This is a genomic window from Hyphomonas oceanitis, assembly GCF_036964545.1.
Taxonomy (GTDB): Bacteria; Pseudomonadota; Alphaproteobacteria; order Caulobacterales; family Hyphomonadaceae; genus Hyphomonas; species Hyphomonas oceanitis.
Map to the genome: position 1 here is coordinate 454667 of NZ_JBALTL010000001.1, position 19578 is coordinate 474244.

22 protein-coding genes are annotated in these 19578 nt (G+C 61.5%); 15 read left to right on the forward strand and 7 right to left on the reverse strand.

Going from position 1 to position 19578, the window contains the following annotated elements; all coding sequences use genetic code 11:
- The first annotated feature begins 20 nt into the window (after positions 1-20).
- The 12 genes from alr to V7651_RS02410 all read left to right on the forward strand — a co-directional run bounded on the left by alr (position 21) and on the right by V7651_RS02410 (position 9196).
- Positions 21-1076: an alanine racemase gene (alr, locus tag V7651_RS02355; RefSeq protein WP_335612063.1), complete on the forward strand. Its 1056-nt coding sequence runs from the start codon at positions 21-23 to the stop codon at positions 1074-1076.
- Positions 1054-1866, forward strand: coding sequence for an MlaE family ABC transporter permease (locus tag V7651_RS02360; RefSeq protein WP_335612064.1), 813 nt, complete (start codon positions 1054-1056; stop codon positions 1864-1866). The genes alr and V7651_RS02360 overlap by 23 nt, the downstream gene beginning before the upstream one ends.
- Positions 1863-2627, forward strand: a complete 765-nt coding sequence (locus tag V7651_RS02365; protein ID WP_335612065.1) for an ABC transporter ATP-binding protein — start codon at positions 1863-1865, stop codon at positions 2625-2627. Before V7651_RS02360 ends, V7651_RS02365 begins: the two co-directional genes overlap by 4 nt.
- Positions 2628-2760: 133 nt before the next feature.
- Positions 2761-3501, forward strand: a complete 741-nt coding sequence (locus V7651_RS02370) for a hypothetical protein (protein ID WP_335612066.1) — start codon at positions 2761-2763, stop codon at positions 3499-3501.
- 39 nt (positions 3502-3540) lie between these two features.
- The gene (locus V7651_RS02375) at positions 3541-3741 is read left to right on the forward strand and encodes a hypothetical protein (RefSeq protein WP_335612067.1); all 201 of its coding nucleotides are present in this window, start codon (positions 3541-3543) and stop codon (positions 3739-3741) included.
- Between the two features lie 68 nt (positions 3742-3809).
- Entirely contained in the window at positions 3810-4172 is a 363-nt protein-coding gene (locus tag V7651_RS02380) for a DMT family protein (RefSeq protein WP_035537026.1), read from the forward strand.
- A gap of 26 nt (positions 4173-4198) precedes the next feature.
- On the forward strand, positions 4199-5581 hold the full coding sequence (gene radA, locus V7651_RS02385; protein WP_335612068.1) for a DNA repair protein RadA: 1383 nt from the start codon (positions 4199-4201) through the stop codon (positions 5579-5581).
- Positions 5574-6143, forward strand: coding sequence for a CvpA family protein (locus tag V7651_RS02390; protein WP_035537022.1), 570 nt, complete (start codon positions 5574-5576; stop codon positions 6141-6143). The genes radA and V7651_RS02390 overlap by 8 nt, the downstream gene beginning before the upstream one ends.
- A gap of 42 nt (positions 6144-6185) precedes the next feature.
- Positions 6186-7637 (forward strand): amidophosphoribosyltransferase, encoded by a 1452-nt coding sequence (gene purF, locus V7651_RS02395; RefSeq protein ID WP_035537020.1) that lies wholly within the window; start codon positions 6186-6188, stop codon positions 7635-7637.
- 21 nt (positions 7638-7658) lie between these two features.
- Positions 7659-8381: an SDR family NAD(P)-dependent oxidoreductase gene (locus V7651_RS02400; protein WP_335592075.1), complete on the forward strand. Its 723-nt coding sequence runs from the start codon at positions 7659-7661 to the stop codon at positions 8379-8381.
- Between the two features lie 13 nt (positions 8382-8394).
- On the forward strand, positions 8395-8853 hold the full coding sequence (locus V7651_RS02405; protein ID WP_335612069.1) for a GNAT family N-acetyltransferase: 459 nt from the start codon (positions 8395-8397) through the stop codon (positions 8851-8853).
- Positions 8846-9196 carry a DUF3088 domain-containing protein gene (locus tag V7651_RS02410; protein ID WP_335612070.1) on the forward strand — a complete coding sequence of 117 codons (351 nt, stop codon included), beginning with the start codon at positions 8846-8848 and terminating at the stop codon, positions 9194-9196. Before V7651_RS02405 ends, V7651_RS02410 begins: the two co-directional genes overlap by 8 nt.
- 4 nt (positions 9197-9200) lie before the next feature.
- Here the strand turns inward: V7651_RS02410 and V7651_RS02415 are convergent, their stop codons facing one another.
- Positions 9201-10046: a hypothetical protein gene (locus V7651_RS02415; RefSeq protein ID WP_335612071.1), complete on the reverse strand. Its 846-nt coding sequence runs from the start codon at positions 10044-10046 to the stop codon at positions 9201-9203.
- A 76-nt stretch (positions 10047-10122) separates the two neighbouring features.
- Between V7651_RS02415 and V7651_RS02420 the strand changes: the two genes are divergently transcribed.
- Positions 10123-10800, forward strand: coding sequence for a Fe2+-dependent dioxygenase (locus V7651_RS02420; protein ID WP_335612072.1), 678 nt, complete (start codon positions 10123-10125; stop codon positions 10798-10800).
- On the opposite strand, the gene V7651_RS02425 is transcribed toward V7651_RS02420, so the two are convergent.
- Entirely contained in the window at positions 10797-11813 is a 1017-nt protein-coding gene (locus V7651_RS02425) for a 2'-deoxycytidine 5'-triphosphate deaminase (protein ID WP_035537010.1), read from the reverse strand. The two genes, V7651_RS02420 and V7651_RS02425, sit on opposite strands and share 4 nt — an antisense overlap.
- Positions 11814-11877: 64 nt before the next feature.
- On the opposite strand from V7651_RS02425, the gene metZ reads away from it, so the two are divergent.
- Both metZ and apaG read left to right on the forward strand, forming a co-directional pair.
- Positions 11878-13080: an O-succinylhomoserine sulfhydrylase gene (gene metZ / locus V7651_RS02430; RefSeq protein WP_035537008.1), complete on the forward strand. Its 1203-nt coding sequence runs from the start codon at positions 11878-11880 to the stop codon at positions 13078-13080.
- A 21-nt stretch (positions 13081-13101) separates the two neighbouring features.
- Positions 13102-13521, forward strand: coding sequence for a Co2+/Mg2+ efflux protein ApaG (gene apaG, locus V7651_RS02435; RefSeq protein ID WP_241766939.1), 420 nt, complete (start codon positions 13102-13104; stop codon positions 13519-13521).
- Here apaG and V7651_RS02440 read toward each other — a convergent pair.
- The 5 genes from V7651_RS02440 to V7651_RS02460 form a co-directional block, all read right to left on the reverse strand.
- Positions 13518-14537: a hypothetical protein gene (locus tag V7651_RS02440; RefSeq protein WP_035537006.1), complete on the reverse strand. Its 1020-nt coding sequence runs from the start codon at positions 14535-14537 to the stop codon at positions 13518-13520. The genes apaG and V7651_RS02440 overlap by 4 nt on opposite strands.
- Before the next feature lie 46 nt (positions 14538-14583).
- Positions 14584-15723: a zinc-binding dehydrogenase gene (locus V7651_RS02445; protein WP_335592081.1), complete on the reverse strand. Its 1140-nt coding sequence runs from the start codon at positions 15721-15723 to the stop codon at positions 14584-14586.
- A 113-nt stretch (positions 15724-15836) separates the two neighbouring features.
- Positions 15837-17375 carry a ribosome biogenesis GTPase Der gene (der, locus tag V7651_RS02450; protein WP_035537002.1) on the reverse strand — a complete coding sequence of 513 codons (1539 nt, stop codon included), beginning with the start codon at positions 17373-17375 and terminating at the stop codon, positions 15837-15839.
- Between the two features lie 49 nt (positions 17376-17424).
- A complete protein-coding gene (locus V7651_RS02455) occupies positions 17425-18774 on the reverse strand; it encodes a PQQ-binding-like beta-propeller repeat protein (RefSeq protein ID WP_035536998.1) in 1350 nt (449 codons plus the stop codon).
- Positions 18771-19523, reverse strand: coding sequence for a hypothetical protein (locus tag V7651_RS02460; protein ID WP_035536996.1), 753 nt, complete (start codon positions 19521-19523; stop codon positions 18771-18773). The genes V7651_RS02455 and V7651_RS02460 overlap by 4 nt, the downstream gene beginning before the upstream one ends.
- Positions 19524-19578 lie beyond the last annotated feature (55 nt).

Genomic DNA, 19578 nt, shown 5'->3' on the forward strand with positions numbered 1-19578 from the left:
AAGCGTTCTAAATCGCAACAATGAGCCAATTGCCTCGCGCCACGATCCACCTGTCCAATATCGTCGCCAATTGGCGGGCGCTGGACGGGCTCCATCCGGGCGCGACAACGTCTGCAGTCGTCAAGGCTGACGGTTACGGTCTCGGCGCCGGGCCCGTTTCGCGGGCCCTGATGCGCGCCGGCTGTTCCAGCTTTTTCGTGGCCTATCTTGAAGAGGGCCTCGCCCTGCGCAAGACGCTGGGTCTCGGCCCGCGCATTTTCGTGCTTAACGGGCCGACACGGAAGGAAATGTCGGCCTATGTCACGGCTGGCCTGACAGCCGTCCTCTCTTCACCGGACCATGTGAAAGCCTGGGCCAGCGCGCCCAAGGGGACTGCCGCCCTGCATTTCGACACCGGCATGAACCGGCTGGGGCTGAAGCCGTCCCTGCTGGCAACCGCCCTGCCCGCGCTACACAAACTGCAGCCCGTTCTGGTGATGAGCCATCTCGCCTGTGCCGACGATAAAGCCAACCCGATGAATGCCGCCCAGCAAAAGGCCTTCAGCGGCATAAGCGACGTCTTCCCTGATACGCCGGCGAGCCTCTGCAATTCCGATGGCTGCTATCTCGGCAAGGCCTATGGGTATGACCTCATCCGCCCAGGACTGGCCCTCTATGGTGGCACCCGCCCGCCCAAGGGCCTGCGGATTAGCACCGGCCTGACCCTGGACGCGGCGATACTCAGCGTTTTCGATGCAGAAATGGGCGAAAGTGTCGGCTATGGCGCGACTCATAAGCTGGCGCAGGATGCCGTGCTCGCGACAGTGGGCATCGGCTATGCAGACGGCCTGTTGCGCGGCGGCGCCAACGCCCTGATAGCCTATCTCGACGGTATTGCCTGCCCCGTGCTGGGCCGGATTTCGATGGACCTTGCGACTATTGATGTTTCAAAGGCACAGGATAAGGCAAAAGCAGGCGCGCGCGTTGAATTCATCGGCGAGCATGCCAAACTCGAAGATCAGGCCGCCCGCGCGGGCACGCTTGGTTATGAACTCCTGACGGGACTGAGCAATCGTGTCGAACGTGTCTACGCATAAAAGCGGCTTCCCCAATCCCCTGCGCTGGATCGGTACTGGTGTACTCGGCACCTTCGCCGAAATCGGCCGCCTCTCGACCTTCGCCGGGCGCATGGCTTTCGCAGCTGTCACGCCGCGCTGGTTCTTCGGCCAGATCTGGCGCCAGATGATCCAGATCGGTTTCTATTCCTTTCCGGTCGTAGGAATGTCGGCGGTCTTTATCGGCGCCGCGCTCGCCCTCAACATCTATAGTGGCGGCAGCCGCTTCGGCGCCGAACAGTTCGTGCCGAACATCGTGGTGCTCGGCATCACGCGCGAGCTTGGCGCCGTGATTACGGGCCTGATGCTGGCCGGACGCGTCTCCGCAGGCATTTCCGCCGAGATCGGCGCCATGCGCGTCACCGAGCAGATCGACGCGCTGGAAACCCTGTCCGCCTCTCCGTTCCGCTACCTTTACGCACCGCGCCTTCTGGCCGCCATCATCTCGCTGCCCATCCTTGTGGCAGCCTCAGACATTATCGGTGTCATGGGCGGCTGGCTGGTCAGCGTGTTCAGCCTCGACTTTGATTCGGCGACTTACCTGCGCAACACGCTCGATTTCGTGACGACTGACGACATCATTGTCGGCCTCACCAAGGCGGTCGTCTTCGGCGCCGTGATTGCCATTATGGGCTGCTACCAGGGTGACCGATCACAGGCAGGCGCCACAGGCGTTGGCCGCGCAGCAACCCTCTCCATGGTTGGCGCCGCCGTGCTGGTTCTGGCGACCAATTACATCATGTCCAATGTGTTTGCGGAGCTGGGCCTGTGAGCGAACCGATCCTCAAACTCGAGAATGTGGTCAAAACATTCGGCCGGAATGAAGTGCTGCGCGGCGTCGATCTTGATGTGGCCCCCGGCCAGAGCCTTGTCGTCATTGGCGGGTCGGGTTCTGGCAAGTCCGTCATGCTGAAGAATGCGCTCGGCCTGATGACGCCCGATTCCGGCAAGGTCTTCTTCGACGGCCATGACGTAACGCAGTCCACCGGCAAGCCGCGCGAAATGATGCGCGCCCGCGTCGGCATGCTGTTCCAGTCCGGCGCCCTGTTTGACAGTCTTACCGTCTGGGAAAATGTCGCCTTCCGCCTCATCCACAAGGAACGCCTCAAGCGCAGCGACGCGAAGGAACGCGCCATTGCCACGCTGAAGAAAGTGCGCCTCGGCTCAGAAGTCGCAGGACTCTACCCCGCCGAGATTTCCGGCGGCATGCAGAAGCGCGTCTCGCTCGCCCGCTCGATCATTTCCGAACCGGACCTGATCTTCTTCGATGAGCCGACGACCGGCCTCGACCCGATCACCGCCGATGCGATCAACGACCTGATCCTCGAACAGGTGCGCGAGCTTGGCGCCGCCGCCGTCTCGATCACGCATGACATGCCGTCTGCCCGCAAGATCGCCGACGAGATCGCCATGCTGTTCGAAGGCAAGATCATCTGGCGCGGCAAGGCGGCCGATGTCGATCACAGCGGCAATGAATATGTCGACCAGTTCGTCCACGGCCGCGCAAGCGGCCCGATCCAGCCGGCGATGTAGCATTTCCCGAAATTCGACATAAAAAACAAATCAACCCGGAATAGAAACAATATCTTCACGAAATTGCGCAACTTAGGCGCGCAATGGAATGGGGTCAAAGGTTCGGCCTGGCCCTAGTTGTGGAGGCTCGCACATGACCAAGAACCCCCTGCTGATGCTGATTGGTATCGGCGGCTTTATCTTCATTGCGTTCATGGTCGTTGATCGCTGGGACAATGACGCACGTTTCTTCCGAAGTGCCATGTCCTTCAAATCTCATTACAATTCCCACAAGGATGAGTTTGCTGTCTTGGCAAAGCAGCTCGATGTCGCACCGCCCCTGGGTGAAAACGACCTCTGCCTGAAAGCATCCTGCGTGGCCGTTAAGCCAAGCGGCATTTCGCGCAGCTATTCGCCAAGCGCCCTGCAGGGCCAACGCGATTTCTACACAAAGGCTTTCGCCGATCTCGACTTTCCCGATTGGGTGTTCGCACTGGTCAAAGAAGATGGCGAAGTCATCTCAATGGGCTTGAGCTGGCCCGCGCGTGACTATTTCGTCAACGCATCACTTCATTATACCGGCGGCGAGCAAACCTCTCTCAGCGCCTGTGACAAGGCGCCATCAGATGGGGGATGGGGCGAATGCGCACTTGATCTCGATGACGACTGGCTTGTCAAATATGCGTGGATGCCAGAAACGGCCTTTGATCCCAAGCCCGGCACGGCGCAGGCTGAGTGTGACAGCGCCAAGAACCAGTCCTTCGCGGCTTATAGCGAATGCCTTGAAAGATCACCTGCCCCGCGGGTCGAACTCGAATGCCAGGACGAAGACACGATCGAAGAATTGACCCGGTGCATGGACAATATGATAGCGCGCAAGAAAAGAGGTCAGTAAAGCTGCTAGGGGCCTGAAGCAAAACGCGAGACTGCAGCGATGTATATCAAATCCACGAGATGGCTGATCTACGGGGTTCTCTCCTTGATGATCGGTATTTTCGGCTTTCTCGCGCTTGTCCTGAGCCGGATGTCTGGCGCTTCGAGTGAGATTAATCCGCTCCTTCTCCTGCCATCGCTGATCATCTCGGCCGGCATGTTCTCGTTCTGCTGCACGAGAGCCATTGGAAAGCGCCAGTAGACTTTGCTCCATTCCGGCGCGCCGCGTATCGGTCTATGAATCTTCGGCCCTTCCCGGAGATTTGCTCAATGCCCAACCTGTTGTCATGGCCCGCCCTCGCCCCCATCGGGCTCCTGCTCGCCTCAAACGTCTTCATGACCTTCGCCTGGTACGGCCACCTCAAGCATACCGACAAGGCCCTCTGGCTGGTCGTGCTTGTCAGCTGGTCCATCGCCTTCTTTGAATATTGCCTCGCGGTGCCCGCCAACCGTATCGGTCATGCGGTCTGGTCCACGGCCCAGCTGAAGACAATGCAGGAAGTCATCACCCTCGTCGTCTTCGCCGTGTTCTCGGTGCTGTACCTCAGGGAGGCATTCACACTGAACCATGCCATCGGCTTCGGCCTGATAGCAGCTGGTGCCTACTTTGTGTTCGCTGGCCCGTTCCGTTGACGGCCAAACACCGCTAGGTCTCACCCATGGCCAAAGCTCCCACCTCCGCCTTCATTTGCCAGTCCTGCGGCGAGGTCCATTCCAAGTGGACCGGCAAGTGTAATGGCTGTGGCGAGTGGAACACGCTCGTCGAGGAAGCCGTGGCGGCCGTGCCGGGCGGCCTCGCCCCGGCTAAAGTCGGCACCAAGCGTTCCAGCAAGACAGAATTCGTCGCCCTCAATGACAAGACCGAAGCGCCGACGCGCATCGTCATGGGCGTGGAGGAACTCGACCGCACCTTTGGCGGCGGGCTCGTTCCCTCCTCCGCGACACTGATCGGGGGCGATCCGGGCATCGGCAAGTCCACACTGCTCCTGCAGGTGGCCGCACGACTGGCACGGAACGGACTCAAAACGGTCTACGTGTCGGGCGAGGAAGCCGCCGCCCAGATCCAGGAACGGGCCGTCCGGCTCAAGGTGGCCGAAAGCCCCGTCCAGCTCGCCACCGAGACCGACCTGCGCAAGATCCTGTCGGCGCTAAAGGCCGCCCAGCCTGATTTCGTCGTCATCGATTCCATCCAGACCATGTGGTCCGACAGTCTCGAAGCGGCCCCCGGTTCGGTCAGCCAGGTCCGCGCCTGCGCACAGGAACTCACGCGCTGGGCCAAGAAATCCGGCGCCGCGCTTGTGTTGGTTGGCCACGTCACCAAGGAAGGCACGATCGCCGGTCCCCGTGTGGTCGAGCACATGGTCGACACCGTCTTCTATTTCGAAGGCGAGCGCGGCCACCAGTTCCGCATCCTGCGCGCCGTGAAGAACCGCTTCGGCCCGACCGACGAAATCGGCATCTTCGAGATGCACCAATATGGCCTCGCCCCCGCCAAGGAACCCTCGGCTCTCTTCCTGTCGTCAGACGGTGGCGCAGAAGGCGGCGCCGCCGTGTTTGCAGCCATGGAAGGCTCGCGACCCGTGCTGGCCGAAGTGCAGGCCCTTGTCGCCAAAAGCGCCTATGGCACGCCCCGGCGCAGCGTGGTCGGCTGGGACACAGGCCGCCTCGCCATGCTGCTGGCCGTACTCGAAGCGCGCTGCGGCATCGGCTTTGCGGGCATGGACGTCTATCTCTCCGTCGCTGGCGGCTACCGCATCGGCGAACCGGCCGGCGACCTTGCCGCCGCTGCCGCCTTGCTCACGTCGCTATCTGACAATGCCGCGCCGGAACGCTCCGTCTTCTTTGGCGAAGTGTCCCTTTCTGGGGCAATCCGGCCCGTGGCCCGTATCGAGCAGCGTCTGAAAGAGGCTGCGCGGCTCGGCTTCGCCCGCGCCTATGTGCCCGAAGGCAGCCCTGCGGCAGTCGATGGCTTGACGATCATACCGATTAAGAGGCTTATCGAACTCGTAGAATTGCTCGCCCCGGACGCCCTTAATGCTTGATTCTGTTACAGCTTTCGACGCCATCGCCGTCGCTGTTATCGTCATTTCCGCGATTATGGCGTTTGCCCGGGGTTTCCTGCGCGAAATCGCGACAATGGGATCCTTCATCGGCGCGCTCACAGCAGCTATCTATGCGCGCAAGTTTTTCAGCGCCCCTTTAACAGCCATGCTGCCGGAAAACCTGGCGCAGCTCGATCTCGGCATATTCACCATCCCCTTGGCAGATGCCGTGCTGATCGTGACCGCCTTCATCGGCGTTTATGTCCTGGTGGCCTGGTTCGGGCAGCGGCTGTCCAAGAACATCCAGGGCGCCGAAGGCATAGGCCTGTTCGACCATTTCGCGGGCCTCGCCTTTGGCATCGCGCGCGGCGCAATAGCCCTTGTATTCTTCGTGGTCCTTCTCCACCTCGCGCTCGATGAGAGCCGGGTTCCCGGCTTCATTCAGAACGCAGCCTGCTACCCCGTACTCAGCAGTGTTGCCGATTATGTGAACGAGAACGCCACGAAAGTCGGTCAGGATGTGCATTCGACCCTTCCCTCAAAGGCCGAAACAGGCCAATAGACGTCACGAACCTGTCACGCAAAAAGGAGGCTCCGGTCTCATATGATCCTGTTCGATCATGACGATGACAAACCCCGTGAAGAGTGCGGCGTTTTCGGAATCTACGGCAATCCAGAAGCCAGTCTTTACGCCGCGCTGGGGCTCCACGCCCTCCAGCATCGCGGACAGGAAGCCTGCGGTATCACCACATATGACGGGAAGCGCTTCCCATCGGAACGCCATATGGGCCTCGTCGGAGACCATTTCGGCGGCGATCTGCGCACCCGCCTGCCCGGCTATGCCGCGATCGGTCACAACCGATACTCGACGCAGGGCCGGCCGATGCTCCGCAACATCCAGCCCATCTTTGCCGACCTGTCCTTCGGCGGTTTCGCCGTTGCGCATAATGGCAACCTGACCAATGCCCGCGAATTGCGCCACCAGCTGGTGCGCGATGGCGCGATCTTCCAGTCGACGATGGATACCGAAGTCATCCTTCACCTCGTCGCGCGCAGCCCCAAGCCGCGCTTCATGGATCGTCTTGTTGATGCCCTCCAACAGATCGAAGGCGGCTATGCCCTTGTCGGCCTGACCGGCAAGAAACTGATCGGCGCACGCGACCCGATCGGCCTGCGTCCGCTCGTGATCGGCAAGCTTGGTACGGCCTATGTGCTCGCGTCGGAAACCTGCGCGCTCGACATTATCGGCGCCCAATTCGTGCGCGAAGTCGAGAATGGCGAGATGGTCGTTATTACCGACGACGGTATCGAATCGATCCGGGCTTTCCCGCCCCGCGCCTCCAGCCCCTGCATCTTCGAATACGTCTACTTTGCGCGCCCTGACAGTATTGTTCAGGGCCGTTCCATTTATGAAGTCCGCCGCCGCATGGGCCACCAGCTCGCGATGGAAACGCCGGCGGATGCCGATGTCATCGTGCCGGTGCCGGACAGCGGCGTGCCGGCTGCGCTCGGCTTCTCTGAAGCTTCAGGCATCCCGTTCGGCATGGGCATCATCCGCAATCACTATGTCGGGCGGACCTTCATCCAGCCGACGCAGATTGGCCGGCAGGCGGCGATTTCCAAGAAGCACAGCCCGAACAGGGCCGTACTCGAAGGCAAGCGCGTAATCCTGGTCGACGATTCCATCGTGCGCGGCAACACGTCGAAGAAGATCGTCCAGATGGTCCGCGAAGCCGGCGCCAAGGAGGTTCACCTCCGCTCGGCCAGCCCGCCCATCGTGAACCCTGATTTCTACGGCATCGACATGGCCGCCAAGTCCGAACTCTTCGCCGCGATCCACACGCACGAAGAAATGGTGGCGGAACTGAAAGTCGACAGCCTCGGCTTCCTCTCCGTGCCTGGTCTCTACAAGGCCATTGGCGAGCCTGTGCGCAACAACATGCAGCCCCAGTTTGCCGACCATTGCTTCACGGGCGACTATCCGACCCCACTTGTCGACCACCAGCACGACGAGTCGGACAAGGAACGCCAGCTCTCCCTGCTGGACGACACGTAGGCCCTGCGCTAAGGGCCCGGCATGACTGACCAACCCAGACTCGTTCTCGTCACCGGCGCCTCGCGCGGTATCGGCCGCGCCGCTGCGCTCCATCTTGCGCGGCAAGGCGACCTCGTCATTGCCATCGCCCGCTCGAAAGCGGCGCTGGAAAAGCTCGACGACGAGATCCGCGCCATGGGCAATGAGGCGATCCTCGTGCCGATGGACCTGAAAGATGCCAAGGGCATCGACACGCTCGGCAAGGTGATCGCTGACAGGTTCGGCCGGCTCGACGGCTTCGTCGCCAATGCTGGCATCCTCGGCACGCTCGGCCCGCTGGAATCGGTCGGTCCGCGCAGCTTCGAGGAAACGATCGAGATCAACCTGACAGCCAATTGGCGTCTCATCTCTGTGCTCTCTCCTTCGCTGCGCAAGTCGCCTGCGCCGCGCGCCGTTTTTGTCACGTCCAGCGTTGCCGCCAAGCCCGTTGCCTTCTGGGGCCCTTATCAGGCGTCCAAGGCAGGCCTTGAGGCCATGGTCATGGGCTGGGCTGACGAGACCGAGAACATGGGCCTGAAGATCAATATCTTCGATCCCGGCGGCACGCGCACCGACATGCGCGCCAAGGCCAAACCCGGCGAAGACCCGATGACCCTGCCGTCACCGGACGAAGTCGCCGCCGAACTGGTTAAACTGGTCTCGACGGATGAGACCCGCACCGGCCAGCGCATCGCCTATCGGCAACTGGTCGCTGCCCGCTCGTAAGGGAGGCATCCCCGTGAAAGTCAGGTCAGCCACGCGCGACGAGCTCGAAACGCTGAAAGCCTTCGAGCAGGGCATCATCGCCGCCGAACGCCCCTATGATCACACGCTGAAGCCAGACCCAGTGAGCTATTACGATATCGGCGAGCTGATCGATTCAGATGCTGCGGAAGTGGTAGTTGTGGAAGTCGATGGCCAACTCGTCGCCTCGGGATATGCCCGCACGAAAGAGTCCAAGTCATATGTACAGGATACGCACCACGCCTATCTCGGCTTCATGTATGTGCACCCCGACTATCGCGGTCAGGGCCTCAACAAGCTGCTGATGGCCCACTTCTTTGACTGGGCAAAAGCCAAGGGCCTGCCGGAAGTGCGCCTCACCGTCTATTCCGGCAATACGCCCGCCATCAGTGCGTATGAAAAGGCCGGGTTCGCCCAGCACATCGTGGAGATGAGGCTTAATCTCGATGAGTAGGAAAGATCAGTTGTTCCTGCTGCAGCCGGGCTTTTCAGACCCCGCCTATCCCGGTGACGTTTTTTATTGCTGGCATTGCGCGCTGATGGAAGGCTTGCTGGCTTCGTTCCCCGAACTCGCTGCGCTTATCGACGTGCACCGTATCGCGTGGCCACGTCCGCGCACCGAACTCGTGCGCCTGCTTGGCCCGGATAACCAGTCATGCCCGGTGCTGATCCTTGCGGGCGAAACAGCGGATCATGAGGACGTAAAACACAACGGCGATGTCGCCTTTATCGACGACAAGGATGCCATCCTGCGCGCCCTGTCAGGCCGCCACGGTATCCCGATCCCGCATCCTTGAGATACTAGTTGACCGACAGGGTCACGTCGGAGGCTAGCACCGTCAGTTGCGAAATATCGGCCATGAGCGCGTCCTGCGGGGCAGCGCTTGGATAGGCTTCGGCCAGCGCCGCGATGGCATTGCCAATGGATGCAGCCGCCTCCGGATTGCTCGCCGCGATCTCGTCCCTCGCCGCAGCAAACTGTGTCTCGGCCACTTTGTGAAAGCCATAGCCGTCGAGATATGGCTCATAAACGCCGCTCGCTGCGGCGCTGCGATACATGGCGACGGCCCGTTCGATCATGTCGGCAATGACGTGCATCTTAATATCGGCGGGCGCCGTGCCATTTTCAGGCGCCTTGAGAGCTGCCGCGCGCAGGGCCGCGATAATGGCATCCGTGCGGGCCGAAATCTGCTCCGGCGTCTCGCCAGCCGAAGCGGCCATGGATGCATCCGTCAGCAAGCCGTCGAAAAGTGTCACGCCGCGCGCTTCAAGCACAGGCTCCATGTCGAACAGGACTTCACTCACAGGATGGGCAAACATTTCTGCCGCCGCTTCAGTCTCGCCATCGGCATAGGCATCACGCGCCGCCAGGATATGAGCTTCGGTGACAGCCAGCGCGATGTTGAACACGACAGGGTCGGTCTCGGCCAGCTCAATCGCCACGCCGCCCTCGCCTTCGCCACCAACCGAGCCGACGGGCGCAGGAGCGGCGGCGAGTGCTTCAGCCGCGACAGCTGGCGCTTCAACTGCCGCCGGCTCAGCAGCAGGCGCGGGCGTTGATGCAGACTGGCCGCAACCGGCAAGCGCCGTCGTGCCCATCAGTGCGCCCAGTCCAAGACGTGTCCAGCTGTGATAGATGTGTGGCATTTGCGACCCTTACGCGTGTCCTCGTAATGGGCTACACGCCTTACAGAAATGAAACTCATTCGCAAGTAGGAAGAGCATGTTTCTTACCCTTTCGGGCGTTCTTGACGCAGGCCAACTGGCCACAGCCACCGAACTCGCCGCCACACTGCGCTGGGTAGACGGCGCCGCCACGGCTGGCTCTGCAGCTCGCGCCGTGAAGCACAATGAGCAGGCAGACCTCTCCTCCCGCACCGGCGCGAAGCTGCGCGACATGCTGGGCGAAGCGATCCGCGCGCATCCCGTGCTGGCCGCCGCCGCCCAACCGCGTCGCTTCTCGCCGCTGCTCGTCAGCCGTACACAGGATGGCGGTATGTATGGCTTGCATGTCGATAACCCGTTCATGGGTACAGGCGAGGCGCGACTGCGCACAGACCTCTCCTTCACGCTCTTCCTGTCAGAGCCGGGCAGCTACGAAGGCGGCGAGCTGGAGATCAACCATGCCGGCATCACGCACCATGCCAAGGCAGCCGCTGGAGACCTCGTCCTCTATCCTTCAACCAGCCTGCATCAGGTGCGGCCCGTCACATCCGGCCAGCGCATTGTCTGCGTCGGCTGGATCGAAAGCAGCATCCGCGACGCGGCTGCGCGCGAAATCCTGTTCGATCTTGAAAACCTTCGCGCCACACTCGGACAGACGCATGATGTGCGCTCGCCCGAATATCTCACCCTGTCAAAATCCATCGCCAACCTGATGCGGCTGTGGGGCGAAGCTTAGAGCGCGAAATGCTTCGAGAGCTTCAGGCCCTGCCCCTGATAGTTGGAGCCCTTGCCGCCGTAGAGGCCTGACGGTTTCGCCGCCATCGGCTCATAGATCAGCTTGGCGACCGGCTGGCCGTGCTCAAGGATGAACGGCACATCCCGCGAGCGGACTTCCAGAACGGCCCGGCTACCGCCCTTGTTCACCCCAAAGCCCGGGTCGAAAAAGCCTGCATAATGGGCCCGGAACTCCCCTAGCTCGGGCGCAATGGGGGCCATCTCGGCCGCTTCCATAGCGGCCACTTTCACCGTCTCGCGGCTGACGAGGATGTAGAAGTCTTCCGGGTTCAGCACGATGCGCCCATGGCGCGGATAGACCGGCTCCCAGAACTGGCCCGCCTCATGTGCGCCAATCCCGCGCAAATCGACCACACCGGAATGGAGCTTGGCGCGGTAACCTGCTGGCTGGCCTGCAGGCGGCTCCAGATCAATCGAGACGACCCGTTCCTTCAGCGCATCCGGACGCTTGCGCTTGAACCGCACCTGCGCCAGCCGGTCGCCCGGCCGCACCATGATCGGGAAGGTGCGCGGACTCACTTCAAGGTAAAGCGGCCCGGAATAGCCCATAGGTACATCGTCAAACGCCCGTCCCCGGTTCGTCACCAATCGCGTAAACACGTCGATGCGGCCGGTGGAGCTTTTCGGGTTCGCTCGCGCCGAGATACCGGCTGGTAGACGCAGGTGCTCCTGCAGGGGCACAAGATAGACGCAGCCTGTCTCCAGAACAGCGCCTTTTTCCGTCAAGTCGATGCGGTGCATATGCACGCCGGGCTCCTGCAGCATCTCGGCCACCGTCCGGTCCTTGCCAGGCAGGAAGCTTGCGCGCAGGCGGTAGGCATCCTGCGCAAGTCGCAGGTCGAGGCTCGCAGGCTGCACCTGCCCCACCTCCAGCGCCAGGTCGCTGCGGATTGCACCTTCGGCGACCAGCGCCTCAATTTCATGGTCGGGCAAAACGCCCGTTTCCTGCACCATCACTTGCACCCCTTGTGCTCTCAGGCATAAGACCCGGTACAGGAAAGACAAGGACTATACTACCATGGCAAACGGGTCAGACTCATCAGGCAAGGCCAGCTGGAAAGCAGCAACCAAAGCGGTGCGCGGCGGCCTGATGCGTTCAGAGCATGGCGAGATCTCCGAGGCGCTCTACCTGACGTCCGGCTATGCCTATGACAGCGCCGAACAGGCGATGGCCCGCATGAAGGGTGAAGAGCCGGGATTCGTCTATTCCCGCTATGGCAGCCCGACCTGCGAAATGCTGCAACAGCGCATCGCCCTGATCGAGAATGCGGAAACCTGCCGCGTCACGGCAAGCGGCATGGGCGCCATTTCCTCAGCGATTCTCGCGCCCCTCAAGTCTGGCGATCGCGTCGTCGCGGCGACAGCCCTGTTCGGCTCGTGCCGCTGGATCATTGCCAACCTGATGCCAAAATACGGGATCGAAACGGTGTTCGTCGACGGCGCAGACCTTGAGGCGTGGGAACGCGAAATCGCCAAGGGCTGCCAGCTCGTGCTGATCGAAAGCCCGGCCAACCCGCTGCTCGACGGTGTCGATATCGAAGCGGTGTCGAAACTGTGCAAGAAAGCCGGCGCCGTTCTGGTCGTGGACAATGTGTTCGCAACGCCCATCCTGCAAAAGCCGCTGGAGCTTGGCGCCGATGTGGTCGTCTATTCCGGCACCAAGCACATGGACGGTCAGGGCCGCGTCATGCTTGGCGCCATCCTGACAAGCGCCCAATATATGGAAGAAGTGTACGATCCGTACCTGCGCCATGTTGGCCCGGCCGCTGCGCCGTTCAACGCCTGGGTCGTGCTCAAGGGGCTCGAAACGCTGAAATTGCGCGTCGATGCCCAAAGCGCCAGCGCGGCCCGTATCGCTGACGTTATTGCGGCCCATCCAAATGTCGCTGCCGTGCGCTACCCCCATCGCAAGGACCATCCGCACTATGAAGTGCACAAGCGCCAGATGACGAGCGGCGGCACGATGATCGCCCTGTCCGTCAAAGGCGGCCAGGAAGCGGCATTCAAGTTCCTGAATTCATTGGAGCTTGTCGATATCTGCAACAATCTCGGCGACACCAAGTCCCTCGCCTGCCACCCGTCCAGCACAACGCACCGCGCGTTGACCGACGAAGAGCAGGCCGCCATGGGCCTCGACCGCAGCTGGATCCGCTTCTCGGTTGGCCTTGAAGATCCTGACGATCTTGAAGCCGATGTTGTTAACGCTCTTAACAGTGTGTGAAGGAATTCAGATCAATTTCACATGATGGCTAGGCGACACGCTCCCCCGCTCTATGAACACATCACGCAAGGCGTGCGCATTCGCGTCCGCCCGAAGTTCATGCATGACGAATCCGAGCCTTCGCGCGGTCGTTTCATGTGGTCCTATACGGTCGACGTAGAGAATGAGAGCGACCAGGCCTGGACCATCGTTCGCCGCCATTGGCAGATCGTCGATGCGCAAGGTCGCATGCAGGCCGTCGATGGCGAAGGCGTGATCGGCCAGACGCCAACACTACAACCCGGCGAGCGTTTCAGCTACACGTCCGGCGCGCCGCTTGCCGCCCCATCCGGCATGATGAGCGGCACATATGACCTGCAGGATGAAAGCGGTTTCGAGATTGTGGCGACCATTCCGGTCTTCTCGCTCGACAGCCCTTATGACACCTCGCTGCCGAGCTAAGGCTGCGCAGGTACAGGCTCTGCCGGCAGGGCCTCTCCCATATCAATGACACGGAAATGCTTCGCCATCATCTCTGGCGAGAAGACGGCTGCCAGCTCATCCGCTTTCAACAGGCCGGGCCACTCGGCCAGCTGCTCCGGCCCCGCCTCGGCAAACAGGACATTGGCGCCGGCCTGATCCCCGACAAAGGCGCCATAGGTCTGCAGGGCGCGCGCGATGATCTTGCCCGTCGGCGACAGGTCTGACTTTTCGATATTGAAGGCCGGATCGAGCTGGAGGCGTGCGCCAAGCGGCAGGCCGGTCGTGCTGGGCGTAAAACCGCTGCGCTGCAGGCGCGCCGTGCTGGCAGGTCGAACAAAAACGTCCGAGCGAATAGTCGGGCTGGCGATCATCAGCGCATGCGGAATGCGCCCGCTCTCTATTTCGTCGACACGGATCAAACCCGCCACCAGCGGAAATCCGGATGGCAGTGCGCTGGCCGCTTCATTGGGCGTCTCCGCTTCATTCCATGCCGGATAAACGCCCTTGCCGCGCAAGCTGGAAACCACGCCAAAGCCGGTCATCCACTTGCCGTCATCGTTCTTGCTTGCCTGGTTCAAGTCCCATTCGAGGGCGCTTTTCTTGTCGACAATGGCGATATAGCCCGCGCTGGGTTTCTGCGTGGCCATATCTTCCGGGATCGGAATTTCACGCGGCATTTCGAAACCGCGACCATATTCACCCGGATAATAATCATAGACCGTCTGCGTCGGCGTCTCTGACATGTCGATATAATAAACCGGCACAGACCATTGATCGATATTGATAAAAAGGCTGCCAGCTTCGGCAAGCGCCTCAATCATTTCAGCCGAGTCCGCGTCAGCCACAGCGTCGGCAGCAATCGGCATATTCCACGGACTATCATCGGTGAACGGACGCCAGGCGACAGGCGCCTCCGACACGTCTTGTGCCGGGGGCGCCTTGGAACAGGCCGCCAGAAGGGCGGTCATCGCGATCAATACGTGAAGCTTTGCCATACCGTATACCTCGCCTGCCATCTGCTTTCGCTAAAGTTCCGGGCGTCTACTTGCTCGGATTGATGAGATATTTCTCGCCCGTTGCGCGGCGGTTATAGGCCTCGATCACGGGCAGTTGCAGGGCCTCGGCCAGCGAGATTTCGGACGTGTAATGGCTGGCAAACGTGGTCTTGAGTTCCTTGCCCACGCGGGCGCGCAGTTTGGCGCGGCCTTCGGCGCCCACCTTCTGCAGGAACGGCGTCAGCAGGAACCCGCCCACGCCCCATGCCATGCCAACACCCGGTGGCAACGTCGTCGGGCTCATATCGAGACGGCCATAGATATAGACCTGCTTGTGCGTCGCCGAACCGTAGCGGCTATATTCTTTGGCATTCATGTTCGCCGCCGCTTCCATCGCGACGAGGATCTGCCCGGCCAGTGGGCCACCGCCGATAGCGTCGAAGCCAAGCGTTGCGCCCGTCGTGGCCAGCGCCTGGATCAGGTCGTTCATGAAGCCAAGCGAGGTGGAATTGACAACATGTTTCGCGCCGAGATCGCGCAGGATTTTCTCCTGCGCGTCAGAGCGGACCACGTTCACGAGATCGATGCCGTCAGCGATACATATCTTGTTCAGCATCTGGCCAAGGTTAGAGGCCGCCGCCGTGTGCAGCAGGGCCTTGTGACCTTCCATGCGCATGACTTCCGTCATCGCGAGCGATGTCAGCGGGTTCACGAAGCACGAGGCGCCATCGCGCGCGGTTGCACCTTCCGGCAGCTCCATGCACTGGGCCACGTTGAGCGTGCGGTACTGGGAATACATCTCGCCGCCAAGGCCGGCGACCGTCTTGCCGAGCAGCGCCTGCGCCGCCGGGGACGACCCGGCAGCCACAACCGTGCCTGCACCTTCATTGCCGACAGGCATGGACTCATCGACCCGCGGTGCCATGGCACGCATCCCGACAGCCGGAACCTTGGCTGTGACAACAGGCCGATCCGCCGTGCCTGAAGCAGTTGCCGTGCTCATATCGGCAGCGCCGAGCAGGAGGCCAAGGTCGGACGGGTTGATCGGTGTCGCTTCGACACGCACGATCACATCGTCAGGGCCGGGCGCCGGAATGTCCACCTCGACCAGTGAGAGCTCAAGCTCCCCACCGGACTTTACGTGTGAGCGAAGTTGCAAGCCTTTGGTCGGAACATTGGATGCCATCTGTGTCTCCCTTATGTGTTGTCATGACTGCATTTTGCACATGCCTACACGCAGGAAGCGCCCCCGTCCAAGTCTTGTAATTTGGCGGGCGATGCCTAGCGCCCGCCAAAGCCCTAGAATTTGGTCTTCGGTTTGGCCTTGTAGCGGTTCGCCGGCGTTTGGGCGGCGGCCTTGTCGGCATAGGGGTTCTTGCCCTGCCGCACGAACAGGCGGATCGGCACGCCGTTCATGTCGAACGCATCCCGCACACCATTCACCAGATAGCGCTTGTACTGATCCGGCATCTGCTCACCGCGCGAGGCGATCAGCACGAACGTCGGCGGACGCGCCTTCATCTGGGCCATGTAGCGAGGCTTGATCCGCTTGCCGTGCACCGATGGCGGCGGGTGGCGCTCCACCGTATGGCGCAGCCAGCGGTTCAGGTCGCCGGTTTTCACCCGCGCTGTCCAGTTGGCATAGACGCTGACGACAGCAGGCATCAGTTTCTCGATATTGCGCCCGGTCAGACCCGAGAGGAACACGATTGGCGCCCCACCGGCATTCGGCATGAGGCGGCTGGACAGGTCGCGAATATGCTTCGCTGCCGCGTCCGGATCCTTCACCTTGTCCCACTTGGAGATGACCAGCACGATGCCCCGGCCTTCGCGAAGCGTGAGGTCGGCGATCTGCAGGTCCTGTTTCTCCATCGCTTCGTCGGCGTCCATGACCAGCGCAACGATGTCGGCATATTTGAGCGAGCGTATGGTCTCGCCGGTCGACATGCGCTCCAGCTTTTCCTGCACTCGTGCCTTACGGCGCAGGCCCGCCGTGTCGACGAGGCGGATGCGGCGGCCTTCCCATTCCCAGTCAATGGAAATGGAATCGCGCGTAATCCCCGCTTCAGGGCCGGTCAGCAGGCGATCTGATTGCAGAAGCTGGTTGATAAGGGTCGACTTGCCAGCGTTCGGGCGGCCCACAATGGCCAGCTTGATCGGCTTGTCGGGCCGCACAGGCTCTGGCTCGATATCGACGTCTGCCTCTTCAATGGCGGCGACGAGATCATCGTCTGACAGCGACATGTCGTCGATGTCGATATGGGAAAGTTTCTCGAGAATGTCTTCGCCGCCGAAACGCGTATAATCAGGTTCGGCCTCTTCCAGCGCGCGCTCGAAGGCCTCCTCGCCCAGCGCCTGACGGATCGCTTCAAAGAGGTCAGCCATACCTTCGCCATGCTCGGCCGAAAGGCCAACAGGCTCGCCGAAACCAAGTTCCCAGGCCTCGTTCAGTCCATCGCGGCCCGCCTTGCCCTCGGCTTTGTTCGCCGCCAGCACGACCGGGATATTGGCCTTGCGCAGCAGCTGGGCAAAGCTCTGGTCCTCAATCGTCACGCCAACGCGCGCATCGATCAGGAAAAGCGCCACCTCGGCCTCGGCAATCGCCGCTTCGGTCTGCTCGCGCATGCGCGACTGCAGGCTGTCATCATGCACGTTTTCATAGCCAGCCGTGTCAACAAGGATCAGCGGCAGCGAGGCAAGGCGCCCTTCGGCCTGCTTGCGGTCACGCGTAACGCCCGGCTGGTCATCGACCAGCGCGATTTTCTTGCCGGCAAGCCGGTTGAACAGCGTCGATTTTCCGACATTTGGACGCCCGAGAATGGCGAGTTTCAGCGGCATAAGCCTGCCCGTTCACTAAGTTACGGGCGGGCTTTGGGGGCCGTGCGCCCTATTGGATGGCGATCAGCTTGGCCTCATCGGTGAGGATAAGCAATTTGTCCTGTACGGCGATCGGTTCGAGATAAGCGGTCGACCCCAGCTTGACAGAGTCGGTCTGCTGCCCGGTTTGGGGCGAAAAGGCAAGCAGTTCTCCCAGCGACGAGACAATCACGATGCGCCCGGAGGCGATGATCGGCCCGGCATAACTGATCCGGCCCTTCTTCTTTTTCTCTTTTTTGAACTTCCGCAGCGGGGTGACCCAATAGGCCTCGCCATTAGCCGGGTTGATCGCCGAGAGCGTATCATCGGTCCCGAGAAGGAACATGAACTCGCCCGCAAGCGCCGGGGCCTGTGTCGAACCGGTCGGAATGGACCAGATCCGCGTACCGCTACGACCGTCAATGGCAACCGTCACGCCCGACTGGCTGGATGCAAAAACGAGCCCGCCCGACAGGATGGGCCGCGAGCCAATATCGTTGATCTCGGAAATTGGCGTGAACCGGCCAGCCTGAGAGATCGCATCCGTCCAGAGCCGGCGACCGTTGGAGGCGAGATAGGCGATGATTTCGCCCGAAGAATAAGGTGCGATGATGAAGTCTTCGACGGCAGCCGGGCTGGAGCTGCCAAGTACACGGGCCGATTCCGAAATCGCCTGATCGCTCCACTCGGTCTCGCCGTTTTCCAGCGACATCGCGAAAATCTCGTTATTGTTCGAGGCGACAAAGATGCGGCCATCCTTGATGGTCGGCGCGCCCGTCATCGGTGCGCCCATCTCGCGCTTCCACTTTTCCGTGCCCGTAGCGGCATCAAGCGCCGAAACGAAGCCGTAGCCGCTGGCCACGATCAGCGTATCACCCGTCACGGCGAGACCGCCGCCGAGCGCCTGCTTGTCGCGCTTGGTGAGGCCTTTCAGCTTTTTCTTCCAGACCTGTTTGCCGTTCGACAGGTTTGTCGCGACGACGGTCTGGTCGGCGTCCATCGTGAACACGGTGGTTTCATTGGTCACCGGCGGCGTGGTGATAGCCGATTTCTTGTCGGACTTGGCGCCGACATCGGCTTTCCATGCAATCTTCAGATCCGCACCGGCGGCGACATTGCCGACCACTTTCGTGGCATTGGAGCCGGCCTCGGTCCAGGCCTTGATGACCTGTGGCTCCGGCAGCTCGATGGCGACGTCCGCCAGTTCAGGGTTTGGCTTTACGGCCTCATCGGTCAGAACCATCGTGATCCGGCCAGCCTTGTCCTCGGCCGATTTTTCCTTGGCCTTGTTGCCGCCAAAGCTCGGGAAGCTGCTGCACGAAGCAAGCGACAGCGTCGCGCCAAGGGCGATGGCGACAGCCAGTTTACGCGATGAGCTCATTGGCCAGTCTCCTCAGACTCTGCAGGGGCGGGCGCGGGAGCCGGCGCTTCGGTTACTGTGTCAGGTGTTTCAGGCGCGGCTTCCGCAGGCGCTTCGAGCGTTTCGGCGCCGGCAGGAATGGCGGCCAATGCAAGCTCTGCGCGGCGCTTGACGCCTTCAGGTGCAGCTGCGTCGTAACGCAGCCGGTTGAATTCCGTACGGGCGCGGGCCGTGTCGCCGGTCGCAAACGCCTTGGCGGCAACAAGTTCGCGCGCCAGGGCACCCAGCGGACCTTCATCATCAACCAAGCTGCCCAGAGTGGCTTCCAGCTCGACCATGGACTGGCCGTCAGCCAGGAAATAGGCATTCTTCAGCAGGGCCAGGCGCTCATAAGGGCCGCCCTCGACCGTTCCGATCGCAGCCAGGGCATCCGCAGCCCCCTTGGCATCACCGCCACCCTCATAGAGCGTCTGGGCCAGATAGTTCGCTGCGAGCGGCGCCATCTTGCTGCCACCCTCGGCAAGGTCTGAAAACGCCGACTGGGCCTCGACATAGGAGCCATTATGCAGCTCTGACAGGCCTTTTTCCATTTCCAGGGCGCGTGCGGCACGCGCCGCCTCGGTGCGCGGGATGAGCACAAACTCATTCACGGCCACCGCGACGAGTACGAGGCCAAAGGCGCCATACACGAAATACTGGTAGCGACCCCACCAGCCTTCTAGTTTGTCCTGTCGAAGGCTCTCGTCGACTTCTCCGAAAATATCGCTCAATTCAGTCGCTCCGGTGGGTTTGGTGACTCGGTCAGGAACCTAGACGCGCTATTGG

Excerpts from the sequence above, each read along its gene's own strand:
- alr (WP_335612063.1), top strand. The coding sequence starts at position 21 with ATGAGCCAATTGCCTCGCGCCACGATCCACCTGTCCAATATCGTCGCC.
- V7651_RS02370 (WP_335612066.1), top strand. The coding sequence starts at position 2,761 with ATGACCAAGAACCCCCTGCTGATGCTGATTGGTATCGGCGGCTTTATC.
- V7651_RS02375 (WP_335612067.1), top strand. The coding sequence starts at position 3,541 with ATGTATATCAAATCCACGAGATGGCTGATCTACGGGGTTCTCTCCTTG.
- V7651_RS02380 (WP_035537026.1), top strand. The coding sequence starts at position 3,810 with ATGCCCAACCTGTTGTCATGGCCCGCCCTCGCCCCCATCGGGCTCCTG.
- radA (WP_335612068.1), top strand. The coding sequence starts at position 4,199 with ATGGCCAAAGCTCCCACCTCCGCCTTCATTTGCCAGTCCTGCGGCGAG.
- V7651_RS02390 (WP_035537022.1), top strand. The coding sequence starts at position 5,574 with ATGCTTGATTCTGTTACAGCTTTCGACGCCATCGCCGTCGCTGTTATC.
- purF (WP_035537020.1), top strand. The coding sequence starts at position 6,186 with ATGATCCTGTTCGATCATGACGATGACAAACCCCGTGAAGAGTGCGGC.
- V7651_RS02400 (WP_335592075.1), top strand. The coding sequence starts at position 7,659 with ATGACTGACCAACCCAGACTCGTTCTCGTCACCGGCGCCTCGCGCGGT.
- V7651_RS02410 (WP_335612070.1), top strand. The coding sequence starts at position 8,846 with ATGAGTAGGAAAGATCAGTTGTTCCTGCTGCAGCCGGGCTTTTCAGAC.
- V7651_RS02415 (WP_335612071.1), bottom strand. The coding sequence starts at position 10,046 with ATGCCACACATCTATCACAGCTGGACACGTCTTGGACTGGGCGCACTG.
- V7651_RS02420 (WP_335612072.1), top strand. The coding sequence starts at position 10,123 with ATGTTTCTTACCCTTTCGGGCGTTCTTGACGCAGGCCAACTGGCCACA.
- V7651_RS02425 (WP_035537010.1), bottom strand. The coding sequence starts at position 11,813 with ATGGTGCAGGAAACGGGCGTTTTGCCCGACCATGAAATTGAGGCGCTG.
- metZ (WP_035537008.1), top strand. The coding sequence starts at position 11,878 with ATGGCAAACGGGTCAGACTCATCAGGCAAGGCCAGCTGGAAAGCAGCA.
- apaG (WP_241766939.1), top strand. The coding sequence starts at position 13,102 with ATGATGGCTAGGCGACACGCTCCCCCGCTCTATGAACACATCACGCAA.
- V7651_RS02440 (WP_035537006.1), bottom strand. The coding sequence starts at position 14,537 with ATGGCAAAGCTTCACGTATTGATCGCGATGACCGCCCTTCTGGCGGCC.
- V7651_RS02445 (WP_335592081.1), bottom strand. The coding sequence starts at position 15,723 with ATGGCATCCAATGTTCCGACCAAAGGCTTGCAACTTCGCTCACACGTA.
- der (WP_035537002.1), bottom strand. The coding sequence starts at position 17,375 with ATGCCGCTGAAACTCGCCATTCTCGGGCGTCCAAATGTCGGAAAATCG.
- V7651_RS02455 (WP_035536998.1), bottom strand. The coding sequence starts at position 18,774 with ATGAGCTCATCGCGTAAACTGGCTGTCGCCATCGCCCTTGGCGCGACG.